Here is a 17787-nt window from a genome sequence, read left to right on the forward strand (position 1 = left end):
GAACAAGAAGCACAAGGGGAAGGACAATCACAAAAAGCGAGGGAACGGCAATGGCGTGCCGAAACTGCCGCTCCCGCCGAAGCTTCCGTTGCCGCCCTTCCCGCCGAAGCTTCCGCTGCCGCTCCCGATCCCGCTGCCGCCGAAGCTGCCGATCCCGGTGCCGCCGGTACCTCCGAAGCTGCCGATCCCGCTGCCGCCGGTACCCAAGCTGCCCATCCCGCTGCCGCCGGTACCCAAGCTCCCCATCCCGTTCCCCGTACCCCCGAAGCTGCCGATCCCGCTGCCGCCGGTACCCAAGCTCCCCATCCCGCTGCCCCCGGTACCCAAGCTGCCCATCCCCCTGCCGCCGGTACCCAAGCTGCCCATCCCCCTGCCGCCGGTACCCAAGCTGCCCATCCCCCTGCCGCCGGTACCCAAGCTCCCCATCCCCCTGCCGCCGGTACCCAAGCTCCCCATCCCCCTGCCGCCGGTACCCAAGCTCCCCATCCCCCTGCCGCCGGTACCCAAGCTCCCGATCCCCCTGCCCCCGCTGCCCAAGATCCCGAACCCGCTGCCGATCCCCCTGCCCTGGCCCTTCTGATCGCTACCGCGACGGTTCGAGCCGACCGCAGGACCAACGGCAAAAGCCCGAGGGCGGGCACCCCTGAGGGTGCCCGCCCTCGGCACGGACGGCGGCCGGATTCCCGGCGCGCGGTCTACCGCTTGGCGTGGCGGCGGCGCTCTCCGCCGGCCGGTGCCGCCTCGGCGCCACCGTTCGCCTTGGCCTCCTTGCGGGCCTTCAGCACCTCGAAGATCACCGGGATGAGCGAGAGGAGGACGATCAGGACGAGGATCGCCTCGACGTTGGTCTTGATGAACTCGATCTGGCCGAGCCAGAAGCCCGCGACCGTGAGACCCGCGCCCCAGGCGATGCCACCGATGACGTTGTACGTCAGGAAGGTCCGGTACTTCATCGACCCGGCGCCCGCGACCATCGGGGCGAACGTACGGACGATCGGCACGAAGCGGGCGAGCACGATGGCCTTCGGGCCGTGCTTGTCCATGAACTCGTGCGCCTTGTCCAGGTTCTCCCGCTTGAAGAGCTTCGACTTCGGCCGGTTGAAGAGCTTCGGCCCGAAGACCTTGCCGATCATGTACCCGACCTGGTCACCGACGATCGCGGCGACCGAGATCAGGGTGCAGACCAGCCACAGCGGCTGCTTGATGTACTCGCCGTTCGCGACCAGCAGGCCCGCCGTGAAGAGCAGGGAGTCGCCGGGCAGGAAGGCGAACAGCCCGGACTCCGCGAAGACGATGACCAGGATGCCGATCAGGCCGTAGTGCGAGATCAGATAGTCCGGGGACAGCCACTCAGGGGCGAGCGCAAGCGTGTACACGAGTTCCGGGCTCTCCTGGATCGGGGGTATCGCGGCGGGCGTCCGCGGTGCGTCGGACAAGACGACGGTTTCAATTATCAACGCACAGGACCCCCTCCCGGTTCCAGTCACCGGGAGGGGGCCGTGTGGGGAACATCCGGCTGTCTACACCTTGCGGACGGCGTTCGCGAGGATCGCGTCCCGTACGAACACCGCCAGACCGGGACGGATCGCGTCGTAGTAGGCCGTGAACCGCTCGTCCGCGACGTACATCTCACCCAGGCACGTGTGCATCTCGTGCGAGCAGGTGTAGCAGTTCCGGCCGATCCAGCCGCGGTGCTCCTCGGCCACGTCCATGGCCTCGTCGGATTCCGCGGACGCACCGGCGTCCAGCAGCTCGGCGAACCGCCGGTTGATCTCGTCCGCCTCGGCCTGGAAGCGCTTCCAGTCTTCCTTCGTGAAGGTGGCCGCCCGGCGGGCGGACTCCTTGTACGCGTCCGTGCCGCCCCAGCGCTGGTGCGCCTCGTCCGCGTACTGGTCGGGGTCGAAGTCCCCGAAGACCTCGAACTTCTCCTCGGGCGTGAGGTTGATGCCCATTCTCTGTGCCTCCATGGCGTGCTCCACGGCCTCGGCCATCTGCTGGAGCCGGGCGATCCGGTCGGACAGGAGGGCATGCTGCCGGCGCAGGTGCTCCCTCGGGTTCGACTCCGGATCGTCCAGCAGGACCGCGACCTCTTCGAGCGGGAAGCCGAGCTCCCGGTAGAACAGGATCCGCTGCAGCCGGTCGAGGTCGGCGTCGTCGTAACGCCGGTGCCCCGCGCTGCTGCGGGTGCTCGGGGAGAGCAGGCCGATCTCGTCGTAGTGGTGCAGGGTGCGCACCGTGACTCCGGCGAATCCGGCGACCTGTCCCACGGAGTAGCTCATCGTTTCCGCTCCTCTGGTTGGGTACGCCCTTCACTCTGAGTCCTCACGCCACGTGAGGTGCAAGTCCGCCGCCGGGGCTGGAGGCCAGGGGCCGGGGCTACCCCATGGCCTTGGTGCCGTCGATGGACTCCCGGATGACGTCCGCGTGGCCCGCGTGCCGCGCGAACTCCTCGACCAGGTGCAGCAGCATCCAGCGCATCGAGACCTTGCCGTTCTCGGGGAACCAGGGCGCCGGCGGCAGCGGGAAGGTCTCGTCGAGGCTGGGCAGGTCCCGGACGAAGGCCGTCAGCTCTGCCGTGACGCCCTCCCAGAAGGCCTGGACGGACGGGACGGTCTCGGCCCCCACGAGGAGGAAGGCCTCGCTCCACTTCTCCCGGTCGCGCTGGATCTCGTTGGGGCGCTGCTGCGCCAGCCGCAGCCAGCCCAGCTCGACCTCGGCGACGTGCTTGAGCAGCCCGGACAGCGACAGCTCGCTGGCGCTGGGTCGGCTCGCCGCCTGCTCCTCGGTCAGTCCGGCCAGCGATTCGCGGATCGCCGTGCGCTGGGATTCGACGAAGAGCAGGAGCGTGCCGCGCTCGTCGCCCGGGATCTCTTCGGAGAGGTGAGCCATGACCTACCGCCTTTTCCGTGGGTCTTCCTGCTGACAAGAACGACGATACGGGCGATTGAGGTCAGCTCCTGTCCTAATACCCGCCTCAATTTCCGGCGTCGTCGGGGCGGATCGCCGGCAGGGCCGTCTGCGGCTTCGGGAGCAGGGCCTTGGACAGGTCCTGGCCGCCCTTCTCGTCGAGCCCGTACATCGCCTCGTAGATCTTGCGCACCGCCGGCCCGGAGGCCCCCGAGCCCGTACCGCCCTGGGAGATCGTCATGACGATCGAGTAGTCCTCGGTGTACGAGGCGAACCACGAGGTGGTCTGCTTGCCCTGGACCTCCGCGGTGCCCGTCTTCGCGTGCATCGGGATCTGCTTCTGCGGCCAGCCGCCGAACCGCCAGGCCGCGCTGCCCGTGGTGGCCACCGCGGCGAGCGCGCCGTCGATGTCGTCGCGCAGCTCCGCGTCCATGGGCAGCCGGCCCTGCTCCTTCGGCGCGATCTCCTTGACCGAGGTGCCGTCGGCGCTGACGATCGCCTTGCCGACGCTCGGCTGGTGCATGGTGCCGCCGTTGGCGATGGCCGCGTAGATCGACGCCATCTGGATCGGGGTGACGAGGGTGTCGCCCTGGCCGATCGAGTAGTTGATCGCGTCGCCCTCGCGGAGCTGGTTGCCCTGGCGGCAGTTCTCGTACGCGATCTTCTCGGCGTACGAGCCGTCCTTCTTGCCGTCCCGGCACCAGGCGGCCTTGTTCGCCTCGAAGAAGTCCTTCTTCCACTGGCGGTCGGGGACCCGGCCGTTCACCTCGTTCGGCAGGTCGATGCCGGTCGCCTTGCCCAGGCCGAACTCGTGGGCCGTCTTGAGGAACCAGTCGCCCGGGTCCTTCCTGGGGTTGATCCCGCCGTCCTTCTTCCACTCCTTGTCCGCGAGGGCGTAGTAGACGGTGTCGCAGGAGACCTCGAGGGCCCGGCCGATGGTGATGTCGCCGTAGCCCTGCGACTCGAAGTTGGTGAAGGTCTGGCTGCCCACCGAGTAGGAGCTGGGGCAGCCGTACCGCCCGTTGAAGGGGTACCCGGCGTTCACCGCGGCGGTCGAGGAGACGACCTTGAAGATCGAGCCCGGGGCCGCCTGGCCCTGGATCGCGCGGTTGAGCAGCGGGTAGTTGGAGTCCTTGTCGGTGAGGGACGCGTAGTCCTTGGCGGAGATGCCGCCGACCCAGGCGTTCGGGTCGTAGGTCGGGTTGGAGGCCATCGCGACGATGCGGCCCGTCTTGGCCTCCATGACGACGACCGCGCCCGAGTCGGCCTCGTAGTTCCGGTGCGTGTTCTTGTCGTAGCCCTTGCGGGCCTCGATCATCGCGTTGTTCAGCTCGCGCTCGGCCACCGCCTGCACGCGCGAGTCGATCGAGGTGACGACGTTGGAGCCGGGCGTCGGCTTGTCGCCCTGCGCCTGCCCGATGACGCGCCCGAGGTTGTCCACCTCGTAGCGCGTTATGCCGGCCTTGCCGCGCAGCTCCTTGTCGTACGTGCGCTCCAGGCCGGAACGGCCCACCTGGTCGGAGCGCAGGTACGGGGAGTCGGTCTTCTTGGCCTTGGTGATCTCCGCGTCGGTGACCGGCGAGAGGTAGCCCAGCACCTGCGAGGTGTTGGCCCCGTCGGGGCCCGCGTAGCGGCGCAGGGCCGTCGGCTCGGCGGTGATGCCGGGGAACTGCTCGGCGTGCTCCCTTATCTCCAGCACCTGGTCCGTGGTCGCCTCGTCGGTGACGGGGATCGGCTGGTACGGGGAGCCGTTCCAGCACGGCTTGGGCGTCTTGGCGTCGCACAGCCGGACGCCGTTGACCACGTCGTCGGGGTTGAGGCCCAGGACGCCGGCGAGCCGGGTCAGGACGCCCTTGCCCTTGTCCTTCATCCTGGTGAGGTCGGTACGGCTCGCGGAGACGACCATGCGCGTCTCGTTGTCGGCGAGCGGGACCCCGCGGGAGTCCAGGATCGAGCCGCGCACGGCGGGCTGGACGACCTGCTGGGTGTGGTTGTTCTTCGCCTCGTCCGTGTACTCCTGGCCGTTGCGCACCTGGAGGTACCAGAGGCGCCCGCCGAGGGTGAGCAGCAGCGAGAAGACGACCACCTGGATGACGACCAGGCGGTTCTGGACCCGGGGCGTGCGCCCCGTCTCCGGAATGTTGCTCAACTCAGGTCTCCCCCGGAACGCTGCCTGCCGCTGACTCGCACGAGTCTAGAGCGAGCCCGGAAGGGGAAACGCAGTCAGAAGGGGAAACTCGTCCGGCCGTGCTGGACCGAGATCCACTTCTGGGTGGTGAACGCCTCGATCGTGGCCTCGCCGTTCAGCCGGCCCAGGCCCGAGGACTTCTCCCCGCCGAACGCGGCGAGCGGCTCGTCCCCGATGGTCGAGTCGTTGACGTGGATCATGCCGGTCTCGATCCGCTGCGCGAACCGGACGCCGCGCTCCACGTCCCTCGTGTGCACGGCGCCGCTCAGCCCGTACGGGGTCGCGTTGGTCAGCCGTACGGCCTCGTCCTCGCCGTCGAAGACCACCAGCAGCGCCACCGGGCCGAAGATCTCCTGGCCGAGCAGCGGGGAGTCCTCGGGGAGGCCGGCCAGCACGGTCGGCTCGACCAGGTTGCCGCGCGTAGATCCGCGGACGAGGGCCTGCGCCCCGGATTCCACGGCCTGGTCCACGAGCGCGGTCAGGGCGTCGGCCTGGAAGGAGTTGATCAGCGGGCCGATGTGGGTGTCCGCCTCGTGGGGGTCGCCGGTCTTCAGGCCCCGCACCCGGGCGGTGAACTTCTCGGTGAACTCCTCCGCGATCGAGGCGTCCACGAGGATCCGGTTGGCGGCCATGCAGACCTGGCCCTGGTAGACGAAGCGGCTGAAGACGGCCGCGTCCACCGCGTAGTCGAGGTCGGCGTCGTCGAGGACGACGAGGGCGCTGTTCCCGCTGAGCTCCAGGACCGTCCGCTTGAAGTGCCTGGCGGCGACGGAGCCGACGTGCCGGCCGACCCGGTCGGAGCCGGCGAAGGAGATGACCTTCGGGACGGGGTGCGTGAGGAGCGCGTCGCCTATCTCGGCGATGTCGGTGACCAGCACGTTGAGGAGCCCGGCCGGCAGGCCCGCGTCCTCGAAGATCTTGGCTATGACCCCGCCGCCGACCACGGGTGCGTTCTGGTTCGGCTTGATCACCACCGCGTTGCCCAGCGCCAGCGCCGGGGCGACCGACTTCAGGGTGACCAGGAACGGGAAGTTGAAGGGGCTGATCACGGTGACGACGCCGACCGGTAGGCGCTGGACCCGGTTCTCCTTGCCCTCGACCGGCGAGGCGAGGATGCGGCCCTCGGGGCGGACGGCCAGCTGGATCGACTCGCGGATGAACTCCTTGGCGAGGTGGACCTCGTACTCGGCCTTGGGACGGGTCCCGCCGAGCTCGTCGATCATCGCCTCGATGATCTCCTTCTCGCGCTCCTCGGTGATCCGCAGGGCGCGTTCCAGGACGGCGCGTCTGGTGTACGGGCCGGTGGCGGCCCACTCTCTCTGGGCGCGCTCGGCGCCGAGGTAGGCCCGGTCCACCTGCTCGACGGTGGCCACCGTGATGGCCGCGAGCTTCTCCCCGTTGTACGGGTTGACGTCGATGATGTCCCACGAACCGGTGCCGGCCAGCCATTCGCCGTCGATGTACTGGTGAGCCAGGTCGTCGAATATGGACATGCCATCCCTTACTGCGAGCGCGCACCCGTGCGCTGCACCGGAGACCGATCGGTCATCATGCACTGATCAGACGTCATACTACGTGCGAATCAAGACAGTTGGAGCAGGCCGCGGAGAAGATCCCGGGTCCGGTCGGGGTCGGGGCAGTCGGCCTGGAGCCGCTCCATCGCCCGTTCGTACTGCGCCACTTCCTCGTCTTTGTCCAGGTAGAGGGCACTGGTGAGCTGTTCCAGATAGACGATGTCCTGGAGGTCGGACTCCGGAAAGCGCAGCAGGGTGAAGGCTCCGCTTTCGCCGGCATGGCCGCCGAAGGAGAACGGCATCACCTGGAGCTGCACGTTGGGCCGCTGGGAGACCTCGATGAGGTGCTCCAACTGGCCGCGCATGACGTCGCGGTCGCCGTACGGGCGGCGCAGCGCGGCCTCGTCGAGGACGGCGTGGAAGACGGGGGCGCTCTCGGAGACGAGCACCTTCTGGCGCTCCAGGCGCAGCGCGACGCGGCGGTCGATCTCGGCCTTCGTGGCGCCGGGCATTCCGCGGCTGACGACGGCCTGGGCGTACGCCTCGGTCTGCAACAGGCCGTGGACGAACTGGACTTCGTAGATCCGGATGAGCGAGGCCGCGCCCTCCAGGCCGACGTACGTCTGGAACCACCCGGGCAGCACGTCGCCGTAGCTGTGCCACCAGCCGGCCGCGTTGGCCTCGCGGACCAGTCCCAGCAGGGACTCCCGCTCCGCGCCGTCCGTGACTCCGTAGAGCGTGAGGAGGTCCTCCACGTCCCTTGCCTTGAAGCTCACCCTTCCCAACTCCAAGCGGCTGATCTTCGATTCGGATGCGCGGATCGAGTAGCCGGCCGCCTCACGGGTGATGCCGCGGGATTCTCGGAGTCGCCTGAGCTGAGAGCCCAGGAGGATGCGGCGCACCACAGAACCGCTTGCTTCTGCGGTCACTAGTCCTGCCCTCCCCATCGCCATGTGTACGCGTGGTCTGCGCGTGGTGTGCGTCGCCGGGGCCCCCGTACCCCAGGGCCCGAAGTCTGCCACCAAAACGCATCGGCCCGTACTCGTTCTGTAACGGAATCCCGCCCGCCGCAAAAGAAGTCCGTAAGTATGCGTAGGAAGAAATGAGCAAGAACCATCACGGGAGTGGACAGGTCCGGCGCGTGCACGTGCATCTGCCCTTGCATCCAGCTTCTGCATTCGGAACGATGGTGCCGCGCACCTGCGTGCTCTTCGCGCCGGCGCCGGACCCACCCCGCAGTTCTTTCTGGACGGAGCGAGCCGCTCCGCCCGCGAATCCCGGGAGTGCCTCGCATGGGGACGAATGGATCGACCATGCTCGAGCCGTTACGGCAGGGGCTGCCCCCGGTCGACCCCACGGCTGTCTCCGGGTCCGCCTCCTGCGCTCTGCCCGCCCGCTTCGAGGCGGTGCGGGGCGCCCGTTCGTTCACCCGGTCCACCCTGTCCCAGTGGGGTCTCGACGACCGCTTCGACGACGTGGCCCTGGTCGTCTCCGAACTCGTCACCAACGCGCTTCGCCATGCCCTGCCGGACGACACCCGGCCTGCGACCGGCGCCGCGGGCGAGCCGGAGGCGGCGGTACGGCTGCACCTGATGCGGTGGAGCACCCGGCTGGTGTGCGCGGTACGGGATCCCAGCGAGGACCGGCCGGGCGGGTCGTTCGCGCCGGAGCGGACGCAGGAGAACTGCGACCTGGAGTCGGGGCGCGGGCTGTTCCTCGTGGACTCGTACAGCGACAGCTGGGGCTGGCACCCGCTCGCGGGACAGCTGACCGGCAAGGTGGTCTGGGCGCTGTTCATGCTGCACGAATAGGCAGCGGGTCATCCGCGGGCACACACGGGCCTACGACGACTGGCCGGGGTTGATCATTTCGATCAGTCCCGGCCAGTGCACGTGCATGGCTTGATCGGTGCGCCGTTCCTCGGGCGATCAGGCGATGTGCCGATCGGTCGATCAGGCGATCAGGTGGTCGAACTCGCCGTCCTTGACGCCCAGCAGCAGCGCCTCTATCTCGGCCGGCGTGTAGACGAGCGCGGGCCCGTCCGGAAAGCGCGAGTTGCGCATGGCGACAGCTCCACCCGGCAGCTTGGCGAACTCCACACAGGAACCTTGCGAGTTGCTGTGTCTGCTCTTCTGCCAGGTCACTCCGTCGAGTTCTGCAGCTGCCATCCCGTTGTACGCGTGGTCCACAGGAAGCCCCCGATAGTGCAGATGTCAACTGCACCGGATCATAGCTGTGTTCATAAGCGCATGCATGGGCAGATGCACGTGCACGCGGAGGGTGCTCTCCTGATCACTGTCAGGGAAGAACTCGGGTGGATCAGGGGCGAATCAGACCCTTATAAGAATTGGATCAAGGCGCAGCGGGGGTCGCTCCTGGCGGTCCTGGCGGTCCTAGCGGGGCAGGGGGCGGCGCTTGCCGCCCATGTGCGCGCGGTCGGCGGCGGCCGTGCCGTCCTCCCAGCCCGCGTGGTCGGTGGCCCCGCGCAGCCTGGTGGTCGTGGTCCGGGGGAACATCTCGTCCGCCCGGGAGGTGACGGCGACGTCGCGGGCCACCAGGGCGGGCAGGTTGTCCGGGGCCTCGGCCACGGTGTGCTCGGCCGTCTCGGCGAGGCGCTGGCCGAGCCGGCTGGCGTACGCGAGCAGGAAGGACTGCCGGAACGTCTTGGTCCGCTTACGCCCGCCGGAGCGCTGGGCGGCCTCGGCGCGGGTCATGGCGGCGGTCCCCTGCACGAGCAGGGACGTGTAAAGCAGCTCGACGGCCTCCAGGTCGCTCTCGAAGCCCACCACGGTGGAGAACTCGTAGGCGCTGTTCCACACCGCCCGGCACCGGTTGGCGGTGGCGACGGCGTCCAGCAATACCGCCTTGGCCTCTTCATAAGGGGCCTCGACCCCGATCCGGCAGGCCCCGGGCACCTGGGCCGGCCGCTTGCCGCTCGCCGCGAGCAGCGCCTCGTCGACGGTGTGCCGGGCCATCAGCTCCTGGGCCTTGGCGCTGAGCGCCTCCGCCTCCTCCGGGAAGGTGGTCGCCTCGGCCTTGGCGAGCAGGGCCCGGATACGGCCGAGCATGCGGGGCTCGATGTGCGCGTGCTCCAGGGCATCGGCGGCCGGGTCCCCGGGAACCGGACCCACCGGTTCGATGGAGGGCAGCCGGATCAACAGCCGGAACACCTCGAGCACGGAGGTGGCGAGGGTGAACCGGTCGGTCTTCTCGCGCCGCACGAGCAGTTCCCCGTACTCCGCGTCATCCGCCCACCACACCTCGGCGTCGGTCCACCGCTCGGGCAGCCGGGCGTACCGGCGCGCCTCGGCGGCGATGAGGTCGCGGGTGACCTTCAGATGCCGGTCGCCGAGGTCCCGCCCCACCAGCCGGAGCACGTCGGCGGGCTGCCACCCCCGCTCCCAGGCCTGCCGTACGTACGCCTCCCCGCGCCCCAACAGCTCCCGCCCGACCCCGCTCCACTGCCCGCCGTCCCCGACGAGCACCGAGGCCCCGGCATCCAGCCCGGCATCGTCCTGGCTGTAGAGGGCGGCTTCACAGGCACGATCGACAATCTCTCTCACCCCCTCAGCTTTGCACGCCCCCACCGCGCCGACCCCGGCCCCGCCGCCGCCCGAGGCGCGGGGAGCGGCGGGCAGGCGGGCTGTCAGACCCCGGTGGGACACTCGCACCCATGAGCGACCCCACCCCCCACTGGGCCCTCGCCGAAGCCGGCGACGGCCTCTGGCACGCCATGCCGCTCACCCCCGGCCCCGCCCCCGCCCCCGGCAGCCGCCCCCTCGCCGTCCGCAACCCCGCGGACGCGATCCGCTCCGCCCCCACCGCCACGCGCTGGATCTGGCGCAGCACCGCCGCCGTCTACCCCCGCCTCCTCGCCTCCGGGACCCGCGTGGAGCGCTGCCACGACATCGAGGACGCCGAGCTCCTCCTCCTCGCCCACGAGGGCCGCTCCGGCGAACCCCGCTCGGCGGCAGCCGCCTGGGCCCGGCTCACCGGAGCCCCCGTACCCCCCGATCCCCCGCAGCGCCCAACCGCACCCACCGCCCAGGACTCCCTCTTCGACCCGCAGCCCACCCACACCCCCCTCCCCCTCGACGCGCTCGTCGCCGTCTACCACGACCAGGCCGGACGCACCGCCGCCACCGCCCACCCCGACCGCCTGCGCCTGCTCATCGCCGCCGAGTCCGCCGCCTTCCTGATCGCCGCCGAAATGCACCGCTCCGGCCTCCCCTGGCGGGCCGACGTCCACCGCGCGCTGCTCACCGAGCTCCTCGGCGAGCGATACGCCGGCGGCGGCGAGCCCCGGCGCCTCGCCGAGCTGGCCGACGAGATCTCCGCCGCCTTCGGCCGCCGCGTACGACCGGAGCTGCCCGCCGACGTCATAAGGGCCTTCGCCGAGGCCGGGATCCGGCTCAAGTCCACGCGCCGCTGGGAGATCCAGGAGCTCGACCACCCCGCCGTGGAACCCCTCCTCACGTACAAGAAGCTGTACCGGATCTACACCGCCCACGGCTGGTCCTGGCTCCAGGACTGGGTGCACGACGGCCGCTTCCGCCCCGAGTTCGTGCCCGGCGGCACCCTCACCGGCCGCTGGGTCACCAACGGCGGCGGGGCCCTGCAGATCCCGAAGGTGATCCGCAGGGCCGTCGTCGCCGACCCCGGCTGGCGGCTCGTCGTAGCCGACGCCGACCAGATGGAGCCCCGCGTCCTGGCCGCGATCTCCCGCGACCCCGCCTTCATGGAGGTGGCCGGGCGCCCCGAGGACCTGTACACGGCGATCTCCCGCCAGGGCTTCTCCGGCGACCGGGACATGGCCAAGCTCGCCGTCCTCGGCGCCGTGTACGGGCAGACCTCCGGCGACGGCCTGAAGAACCTGGCCGCGCTGCGCCGCCGCTTCCCGCAGGCCGTGGCGTACGTGGACGACGCCGCCAAGGCGGGCGAGGAGGGGCGCCTCGTACGGACCTGGCTGGGCCGGACCTGCCCGCCGCCGGCCGGCGCCGAGGAGGACGGCGAAGCCGGGATCCCGCAGGACAGGGAGGACGGCTGGACTCCGAGCTACGCCTCCACCAACACCCGGGCCCGGGGCCGGTTCACCCGCAACTTCGTCGTCCAGGGCAGCGCCGCCGACTGGGCCCTGCTGCTGCTCGCCGCCCTCCGGCAGGCCATCGCGGGCGCCGGGATGCGGGCCGAGCTGGTGTTCTTCCAGCACGACGAGGTGATGGTGCACTGCCCCGCCGAGGAGGCCGAGGCCGTCGCCGAGGCGATCCGCGCCGCCGGCGACCGGGCCGGCCGGATCGCCTTCGGCGACACTCCGGTCCGGTTCCCGTTCAGCACGGCGATCGTGGAGTGCTACGCGGACGCCAAATAGAGGCATCCGCTCCGGAGGGGATGGTCAGCCGACCCACTTCGGGTCGAGGGCGATCTGCTTGAGCTGCTCCATCGTCAGGACGGGCTCCTTCCGGGTGGCGGCCTTGTTCTGGCTGCCCGTGTTGAAGGCGGATACCACGACGCGCATCCCGTCCGGCCGCAGCGTGTCGACGGTCCACATGACCACGCTCGCCCCGCCCTTCTCACCGGGCTGCTGCTCCGCCACCACCTTGGTGCCGTCGGGGAGGGTGGTGACGCCGCCCGCGCCGAAGCGGGCTGCCAGCGCCTGGCCCATGCCCGTCTGCGCATTGACCTGGACGAGCGAGGCGCCCTTGCCGTCGTCGAGCACGACGTACGCGTACTGGCCCGAGCCGCCCTTGCCGGCCACCGTGAGCCCGGTCTTCGGCAGCAGGGACTGCAGTACCGCGCCGGTGTCCGGCACCGCGGGCGGCACGAGCGGGACCTGCGGCTCCGACCCGGCGGCCGGCAGGTCGCTCAGCGCCGGGCGCCACAGCGTCGAGATCGCGAATTCCTTCAACTGGGGCCCGGTCAGGGGCGGGTCGGTCCGCGAAACCTTCGCGCCCTTCTCCGCCGGGGCGTTCCACTCCTGTACGTCGACCTGGTAGCCCTCCGGTGTCACCAGCGTGGCCCGCCACAGCTTCGTGGGCTCTCGGCGGTCGGGGTACTCGTAACCCTTGTAGACCAGGATCCGCCCGCCGTCGGGCAGCGTGTCGACCTCGCAGGCGTCGTACTCGACGAGGTTCTTGTCGGGGCACTTCAGCAGGTCCGCGGCGCTCCGGCCGGACGGGTCGGTCCGCGTGAGGGCGACCCCGATGGCCGCCTTGCCCTTCCCGTCGTCGTAGACCCCGGAGACGCTCGGGCCCAGCTCGTCGCCCGTGCCGCGCGCCTCCATCTCGGACAGCTGTCCGCCCGGCAGCAACTTCTTGAGAACGGCGACCATCTGATCGGCGGGGACCGCCCCGCTGCCGGCCCCTTTCCCCTTCCCCTTTCCCGGCAGCGGGGGCGGCGCGGCGACGGTCGTCGCGCCGGACGCGCCCGCCCCGTCGAACAGGCCGCCGGTGTAGGCGCTGCCCGCGCCGATCGCGGCGAGCGCCAGCACCGATCCGCCGAACACGGCGGCCCGGCGGCGCGCCACCAGCCGCCGCCCGCGCTGTTCACCGGCGGCGGTGAGGGCCTGCGGGTCAGGCGTGAAGCCGTCCCCCGTACGCCTCAGGGCTTCGCTGAGCTCATCTTCAAAGGGCATGCGGAACCAGACCTTCCACCGAATAGCAAGGGCAAAAGACGATCGAGATGACGATGCGGGTTCAGAGACCGGCGAACTCGGTGAGCGAGCCGCCCAGTTGCTCCCTGAGCCGGCCGAGCGCCCGCGTGGTACGGGTCCGCACCGCCGCCGAGCTGGCGTTCATCGCATCGGCGGTCTCCTCCACGCTGCGGTCCTCCCAGTACCGCAGCACGAGCACCGCCCGGTCCTTGGGCGCCAGCCGCCCCAGCGCCTCCAGCAGCGTCAGCCGCAGCGCCGGATCGGCACCGCCGGCCGCCGGCGCGCGCTGCTCGGGGAACTCCCCGACCGGGCGCTCCCCCGCCGATCTGCGCCGCTGGTGCGTCAGGAAGGCCCGTACGAGCACGGTCTGCGCGTACGCCGCCGGGTTGTCGATACGGGATATCCGCCCCCAGAGCAGGTACATCCGCCCCAGGGTCTCCTGTACCAGGTCCTCCGCCAGGTGCGTGTCCCCGCTGGTCAGCAGACAGGCCGACCGGTACAGATGCCCCGACCGGCCCGCCGCGAACTCGCGGAACCCGTCCCTGCGCCCCTCCCGCATTCACTCCCCCTCGCGTCCGTCTCACCCCCATGACGCGCCGGCGGTGCCGGAATGTTTCACCCCAGTCCGTGGAAGTAGACGTGGAACGCGTCGCGTTCGAAACCCTCCGCCTCGTAGAGGCTCTGCGCGACGTGGTTGTCGTACGCGGTCTCGAGCTGGACCCCGGCCACGCCGGCCTCCCGGGCCCGGCGCAGTACCTCGCGCAGCAGCGCCCGCCCGGCGCCGGTGCGGCGGCCGGACGGATCGACGTACAGGTCGCTCAGGATCCACACGGGGCGCAGGGCGAGCGACGAGAAGGTCCGGTAGACCTGCGCGAACCCGACCGTGCCGGCCCCCGGCACGTCGGCGAGCAGCACCAGGGACTCACCGGCCCGGATCCGCTCCGCGAGGAAGGCGCGGGGCCGGTCCGGGTCCTCGACCTTCACCTCGTAGAAGTCGAGGTACCCACGGAACAGCGCGCCCGCGGCGTCGAGGTCCCCGTCCCTGTCCCTGTCCCCTGCAACGCGCACCACCACATTCACATCGTCCATGCACTCAGTGTCCGGTAACGGGCTGCGCAGGCAGGCTGAAGACGTGGTCCGGGGTGACGATCTTGGTGATCGCCTCGCCGAACAGGGTGCTGGGCTCGGAACCCTCGTAGGCGATGTCCGTGTTCAGCGTCAGCGTCAGCGTGGCCTTCGCCTGCGGCAGGTACACGACCAGCGCCTGGTAGCCGGGCAGCGAGCCGTTGTGGCCGATCCAGCCCTGGACGTTGAAGATGCCCAGGCCGTAGCCGGTGCCGGGCAGCGCGTCGATCACGTTCAGGCGCTGGGCCTGCGTGGCGGGCTTGAGCAGCGTGCCCGTGGCCAGGACCCGCGCCCAGGTCTTCAGGTCACCGAGGTCGGAGATCATGGCGCCGGCCGCCCAGCCCCAGGAGGGGTTCCAGTCGGCCGCGTCCTCGACCTTCCCGGTGGCGGTCTGGTCCGTGTACCCCTGGGAATGCGGACTCGGGAACTCCGCGCCGACGGGGAAGAGCGTGTGACGCAGACCGGCGGGGCGGACGACCTTCTGGTTGATGTAGTCGTCGAGCTTCTGCCCGCTCTGCTTCTCCACCACCAGCCCCAGCAGGATCAGGTTGGTGTTGCAGTAGTAGAACTTCGCATTGGGCTCGAACAGCACGGGGTGCTTGAAGGAGTACGCGAGCAACTCCTGCGGGGTGAAGGGCCGTCGGGGATTGCTCGTCAGGGCCTTGAAGAAGCCTTCGTCCTCGGAGTAGTTGAACAGCCCGCTCCGCATCCCGGCGAGCTCGCGCAGCGTGATCCGGTCCCCGTTGGGCACCCCGGACACGTACTTGCCTATGGGGTCGTCCAGCCCTACCTTGCCCTGGTCGACCAGCTGGAGCAGGGCGGTCACGGTAAAGGTCTTGGTCACGCTGCCGATGCGCATGTTCATGTCCGTGCTGATCGGCCGGCCGGTGGCCTTGTCGGCGACACCGAAGGCCCGCACGTAGTCGCCCTTGCCCGGGGCCGAGAGCGACACCATCACCCCGGGTATCCGGGCCTCGCTCATCACCTTCCGGACGGCGTCGTCCAACTGCCGCGCCACGGCGGGGGTGAGCTGCGGAAACTCCCCGTCGGCGGCGACCGTGGACGAAGGAGAGGCCTCGGCGGCAACCGGGGCCGGAGCCGAGGCGCTGGAGGCCACCGACGTATCCAGGGCGTATCCCGCCCCCACCGCCAGAGGCACCACCATCAGGCCCACTGCGGCCAGCCCCACCGCCGCTTTGCGCAACCGTGTCGACATCCCGGCCTCCTGCCACGCGTCGCCCAGGTCCAGCCTTCCCAACCTAGCCCCGCCCCGCCCCCCGGGCGACCGGGCCCCCTCCGCGCCCCCGAACCCCCAGGCCACACTCCCCCGGCGGCATCGACCGGCCATCCGCATCGGGGCAAAGCAAAAGCCCCAGGTCACGGCGAGTGAGTCCTGGGGCTTCTACAGAGCCGCCTTCGGGATTCGAACCCGAGACCTACGCATTACGAGTGCGTTGCTCTGGCCAACTGAGCTAAGGCGGCACCGCTGGTCAGACAAGTGTTCCCTCGAAGAGGAGCTCTCATCAGCAGCGGCGCCAAGTCTACAGGCTGAAACGGGGTGCCCTGAACCACGTTGTGGAGGGGTCGGATGCATGGCGCATATCGGTATCAATGGGGCGCGTCCGGCCCGTCTGAGGCGTGAGCATCCCGTGGCCTCGCGGCGATCGGCGGGAGGCCGGGCGTCAGGTGCACTTCTTGCCGTCCTTCGGCGGAGTTCCCGTCAGCAGGTACGTGTTGATCGCCGTGTCGATGCAGGCGCTGCCGCGGCCGTACGCCGTGTGGCCGTCGCCGTCGTACGTGAGCAGGACGCCCGAGTCGAGCTGCTGCGCCAGCGCCTGGGCCCACTTGTACGGGGTCGCCGGGTCCCGGACGGTGCCGACCACCACGATCGGCGCGGCGCCCTGCGCGGTCAGGGCGCGGGCCGTCCCGGTGGCCTTGACCGGCCAGTACGTGCAGTTCAGCGAGGCCCAGGCGAGGCCCGCGCCGAACACCGGGGAGGCCTTCTGGAAGGACGGCACGGCGGTGTCGACCGCCTCCGGGCCGGTGAAGGCGGGGGGCTGGTCGAGGCAGTTCACCGCGGCGTTCGCGAACATCAGGTTCGCGTACTTGCCGTCCGGCTCCCGCTCGTAATAGCTGTCGGCGAGGCCGAGCAGGCCGGACCCGTCGCCGTTCATCGCCGCCGCCAGCGCCTCGCGCAGCTGCGGCCACGCGCTCTCGTCGTACAGCGCGGCGATCACCCCGGTGGTGGCGAGGGACTCGCCCAGCGGGCGGGCCGGATCGCCGCTGGGCACGGGCTGGGCGTCGGCCTTGCGGAAGAACTCCTGGAGCCGCTCGGCCATCGCCTCCGGCCCGCCCTTGCCGAGCGGGCAGTCGGGCTGCTTCGCGCAGTCCTTGGTGAAGGAGCGCAGGGCCGTCTCGAAGCCCCCGGTCTGGTCCCGGTTCAGATCGAGCGCCGGACGGGAGGGGTCGATCGCGCCGTCCAGGACGAGCCGGCCGACCCGGCCGGGGAAGAGCTCCGCGTACGTCGCCCCGAGGAGGGTGCCGTACGAGGCGCCGACGTACGTCAGCTTCTCGTCGCCGAGCACCGCCCGGAGCACGTCCATGTCGCGGGCGGCCTCTACGGTGGAGACGTGCGGCAGGACCCGCTGCGAGCGGGTCTGGCAGCCGGCCGCGAACTCCTTGAACGCGGTCACCAGCTCGGCCCGCTCCGCCGCGTTGTCCGGCGTCTGGTCCACCTGCGTGAACTTGTCCATCTCCGGCCCGGTCAGGCACTGGACCGGGCTGCTGCGGTCGACCCCGCGCGGGTCGAAGGACACCATGTCGTACTGGGCGCGGACGGCGGCCGGGTACCCGATGCCCGCGTACGCCTGGAGGTAGCCGATGCCGGAGCCGCCGGGGCCGCCCGGGTTGACCACGAGCGAGCCCAGCCGCTTGCCGGGACCGGTGGCCGTGCGGCGGGCCACGGCGATGTCGACGTCCTGGCCGGACTCGGGGTGGGCGTAGTCCAGCGGGGCCTTCATCGTGGCGCACTGGAACCCCGGGACACCGCACTCGCGCCAGCTCAGCTTCTGCTCGTAGTACGGGCGCAGCGCGGCCGGGACCGCGGTCGGGGCGGCCGACGGCGCGGTGCCCCCGGCGGAGGACGCAGCGGCCCTCGGTCCCCCCGACCCGTCCGAGGTGCACCCGGAGAGCAGCAGCCCGGCAGCTGCGATCACGGTTCCGGTGGTACGCAGCAGGCGACTGGTGTCCATCCCCGGAGCCTACGTCCTGCCGGGCGACCCGGCCCGGGCGTGCTCGCGCCGACCGGCCGCCCACCACACGGGGGCGCGTCGCAGCCCCGCCCTGATCCCGCAGTACCCGGCCCGACCTCGGCAGATCGCTCATACGGGTGAAACGGTCAACGA

15 protein-coding genes, 1 tRNA gene and 1 pseudogene are annotated in these 17787 nt (G+C 70.6%); 3 read left to right on the forward strand and 14 right to left on the reverse strand.

Going from position 1 to position 17787, the window contains the following annotated elements; genetic code table 11:
- Positions 1-55 precede the first annotated feature (55 nt).
- Complete coding sequence (locus ACZ5WG_RS08180; protein ID WP_468721568.1) at positions 56-580, forward strand: hypothetical protein; 525 nt, start codon at positions 56-58, stop codon at positions 578-580.
- Positions 581-728: 148 nt separating this feature from the next.
- Here ACZ5WG_RS08180 and ACZ5WG_RS08185 read toward each other — a convergent pair.
- The 6 genes and pseudogenes from ACZ5WG_RS08185 to ACZ5WG_RS08210 all read right to left on the reverse strand — a co-directional run.
- A pseudogene (locus ACZ5WG_RS08185) lies at positions 729-1376 on the reverse strand (DedA family protein); the annotation flags it as partial.
- 144 nt (positions 1377-1520) lie between these two features.
- Positions 1521-2279 (reverse strand): MerR family transcriptional regulator, encoded by a 759-nt coding sequence (locus ACZ5WG_RS08190; protein ID WP_468721569.1) that lies wholly within the window; start codon positions 2277-2279, stop codon positions 1521-1523.
- A 97-nt stretch (positions 2280-2376) separates the two neighbouring features.
- The gene (locus ACZ5WG_RS08195; protein WP_468721571.1) at positions 2377-2889 is read right to left on the reverse strand and encodes a DinB family protein; all 513 of its coding nucleotides are present in this window, start codon (positions 2887-2889) and stop codon (positions 2377-2379) included.
- An 85-nt stretch (positions 2890-2974) separates the two neighbouring features.
- Positions 2975-5056: a penicillin-binding protein 2 gene (mrdA, locus tag ACZ5WG_RS08200; RefSeq protein ID WP_468721572.1), complete on the reverse strand. Its 2082-nt coding sequence runs from the start codon at positions 5054-5056 to the stop codon at positions 2975-2977.
- A 74-nt stretch (positions 5057-5130) separates the two neighbouring features.
- Entirely contained in the window at positions 5131-6588 is a 1458-nt protein-coding gene (locus ACZ5WG_RS08205; protein ID WP_468721574.1) for an aldehyde dehydrogenase family protein, read from the reverse strand.
- An 89-nt stretch (positions 6589-6677) separates the two neighbouring features.
- Complete coding sequence (locus ACZ5WG_RS08210; protein WP_468722258.1) at positions 6678-7556, reverse strand: helix-turn-helix domain-containing protein; 879 nt, start codon at positions 7554-7556, stop codon at positions 6678-6680.
- Positions 7557-7901: 345 nt separating this feature from the next.
- Between ACZ5WG_RS08210 and ACZ5WG_RS08215 the strand changes: the two genes are divergently transcribed.
- Positions 7902-8420: an ATP-binding protein gene (locus ACZ5WG_RS08215; RefSeq protein ID WP_468721576.1), complete on the forward strand. Its 519-nt coding sequence runs from the start codon at positions 7902-7904 to the stop codon at positions 8418-8420.
- Positions 8421-8561: 141 nt separating this feature from the next.
- On the opposite strand, the gene ACZ5WG_RS08220 is transcribed toward ACZ5WG_RS08215, so the two are convergent.
- Together ACZ5WG_RS08220 and ACZ5WG_RS08225 are read right to left on the reverse strand one after the other, a co-directional pair.
- Positions 8562-8798 carry a DUF397 domain-containing protein gene (locus ACZ5WG_RS08220; protein WP_030868010.1) on the reverse strand — a complete coding sequence of 79 codons (237 nt, stop codon included), beginning with the start codon at positions 8796-8798 and terminating at the stop codon, positions 8562-8564.
- Between the two features lie 204 nt (positions 8799-9002).
- Positions 9003-10172, reverse strand: a complete 1170-nt coding sequence (locus ACZ5WG_RS08225; protein ID WP_468721578.1) for a DUF2786 domain-containing protein — start codon at positions 10170-10172, stop codon at positions 9003-9005.
- A 110-nt stretch (positions 10173-10282) separates the two neighbouring features.
- Between ACZ5WG_RS08225 and ACZ5WG_RS08230 the strand changes: the two genes are divergently transcribed.
- A complete protein-coding gene (locus tag ACZ5WG_RS08230; protein ID WP_468721580.1) occupies positions 10283-11977 on the forward strand; it encodes a bifunctional 3'-5' exonuclease/DNA polymerase in 1695 nt (564 codons plus the stop codon).
- 24 nt (positions 11978-12001) lie between these two features.
- Here ACZ5WG_RS08230 and ACZ5WG_RS08235 read toward each other — a convergent pair whose 3' ends face one another.
- The 6 genes from ACZ5WG_RS08235 to ACZ5WG_RS08260 all read right to left on the reverse strand — a co-directional run bounded on the left by ACZ5WG_RS08235 (position 12002) and on the right by ACZ5WG_RS08260 (position 17634).
- A complete protein-coding gene (locus tag ACZ5WG_RS08235; RefSeq protein WP_468721581.1) occupies positions 12002-13240 on the reverse strand; it encodes a hypothetical protein in 1239 nt (412 codons plus the stop codon).
- Between the two features lie 61 nt (positions 13241-13301).
- Positions 13302-13817: a SigE family RNA polymerase sigma factor gene (locus ACZ5WG_RS08240; protein ID WP_468721583.1), complete on the reverse strand. Its 516-nt coding sequence runs from the start codon at positions 13815-13817 to the stop codon at positions 13302-13304.
- 56 nt (positions 13818-13873) lie between these two features.
- On the reverse strand, positions 13874-14347 hold the full coding sequence (locus ACZ5WG_RS08245; RefSeq protein ID WP_468721585.1) for a GNAT family N-acetyltransferase: 474 nt from the start codon (positions 14345-14347) through the stop codon (positions 13874-13876).
- 4 nt (positions 14348-14351) lie between these two features.
- Positions 14352-15599 (reverse strand): serine hydrolase domain-containing protein, encoded by a 1248-nt coding sequence (locus ACZ5WG_RS08250; RefSeq protein ID WP_468721586.1) that lies wholly within the window; start codon positions 15597-15599, stop codon positions 14352-14354.
- Between the two features lie 192 nt (positions 15600-15791).
- Positions 15792-15865 (reverse strand) — tRNA-Thr (locus tag ACZ5WG_RS08255).
- A gap of 200 nt (positions 15866-16065) precedes the next feature.
- Positions 16066-17634: an alpha/beta hydrolase gene (locus tag ACZ5WG_RS08260; protein ID WP_468721587.1), complete on the reverse strand. Its 1569-nt coding sequence runs from the start codon at positions 17632-17634 to the stop codon at positions 16066-16068.
- Positions 17635-17787: the final 153 nt, after the last annotated feature.

The sequence above is a fragment of the Streptomyces sp. NPDC032745 genome, from assembly GCF_055579465.1.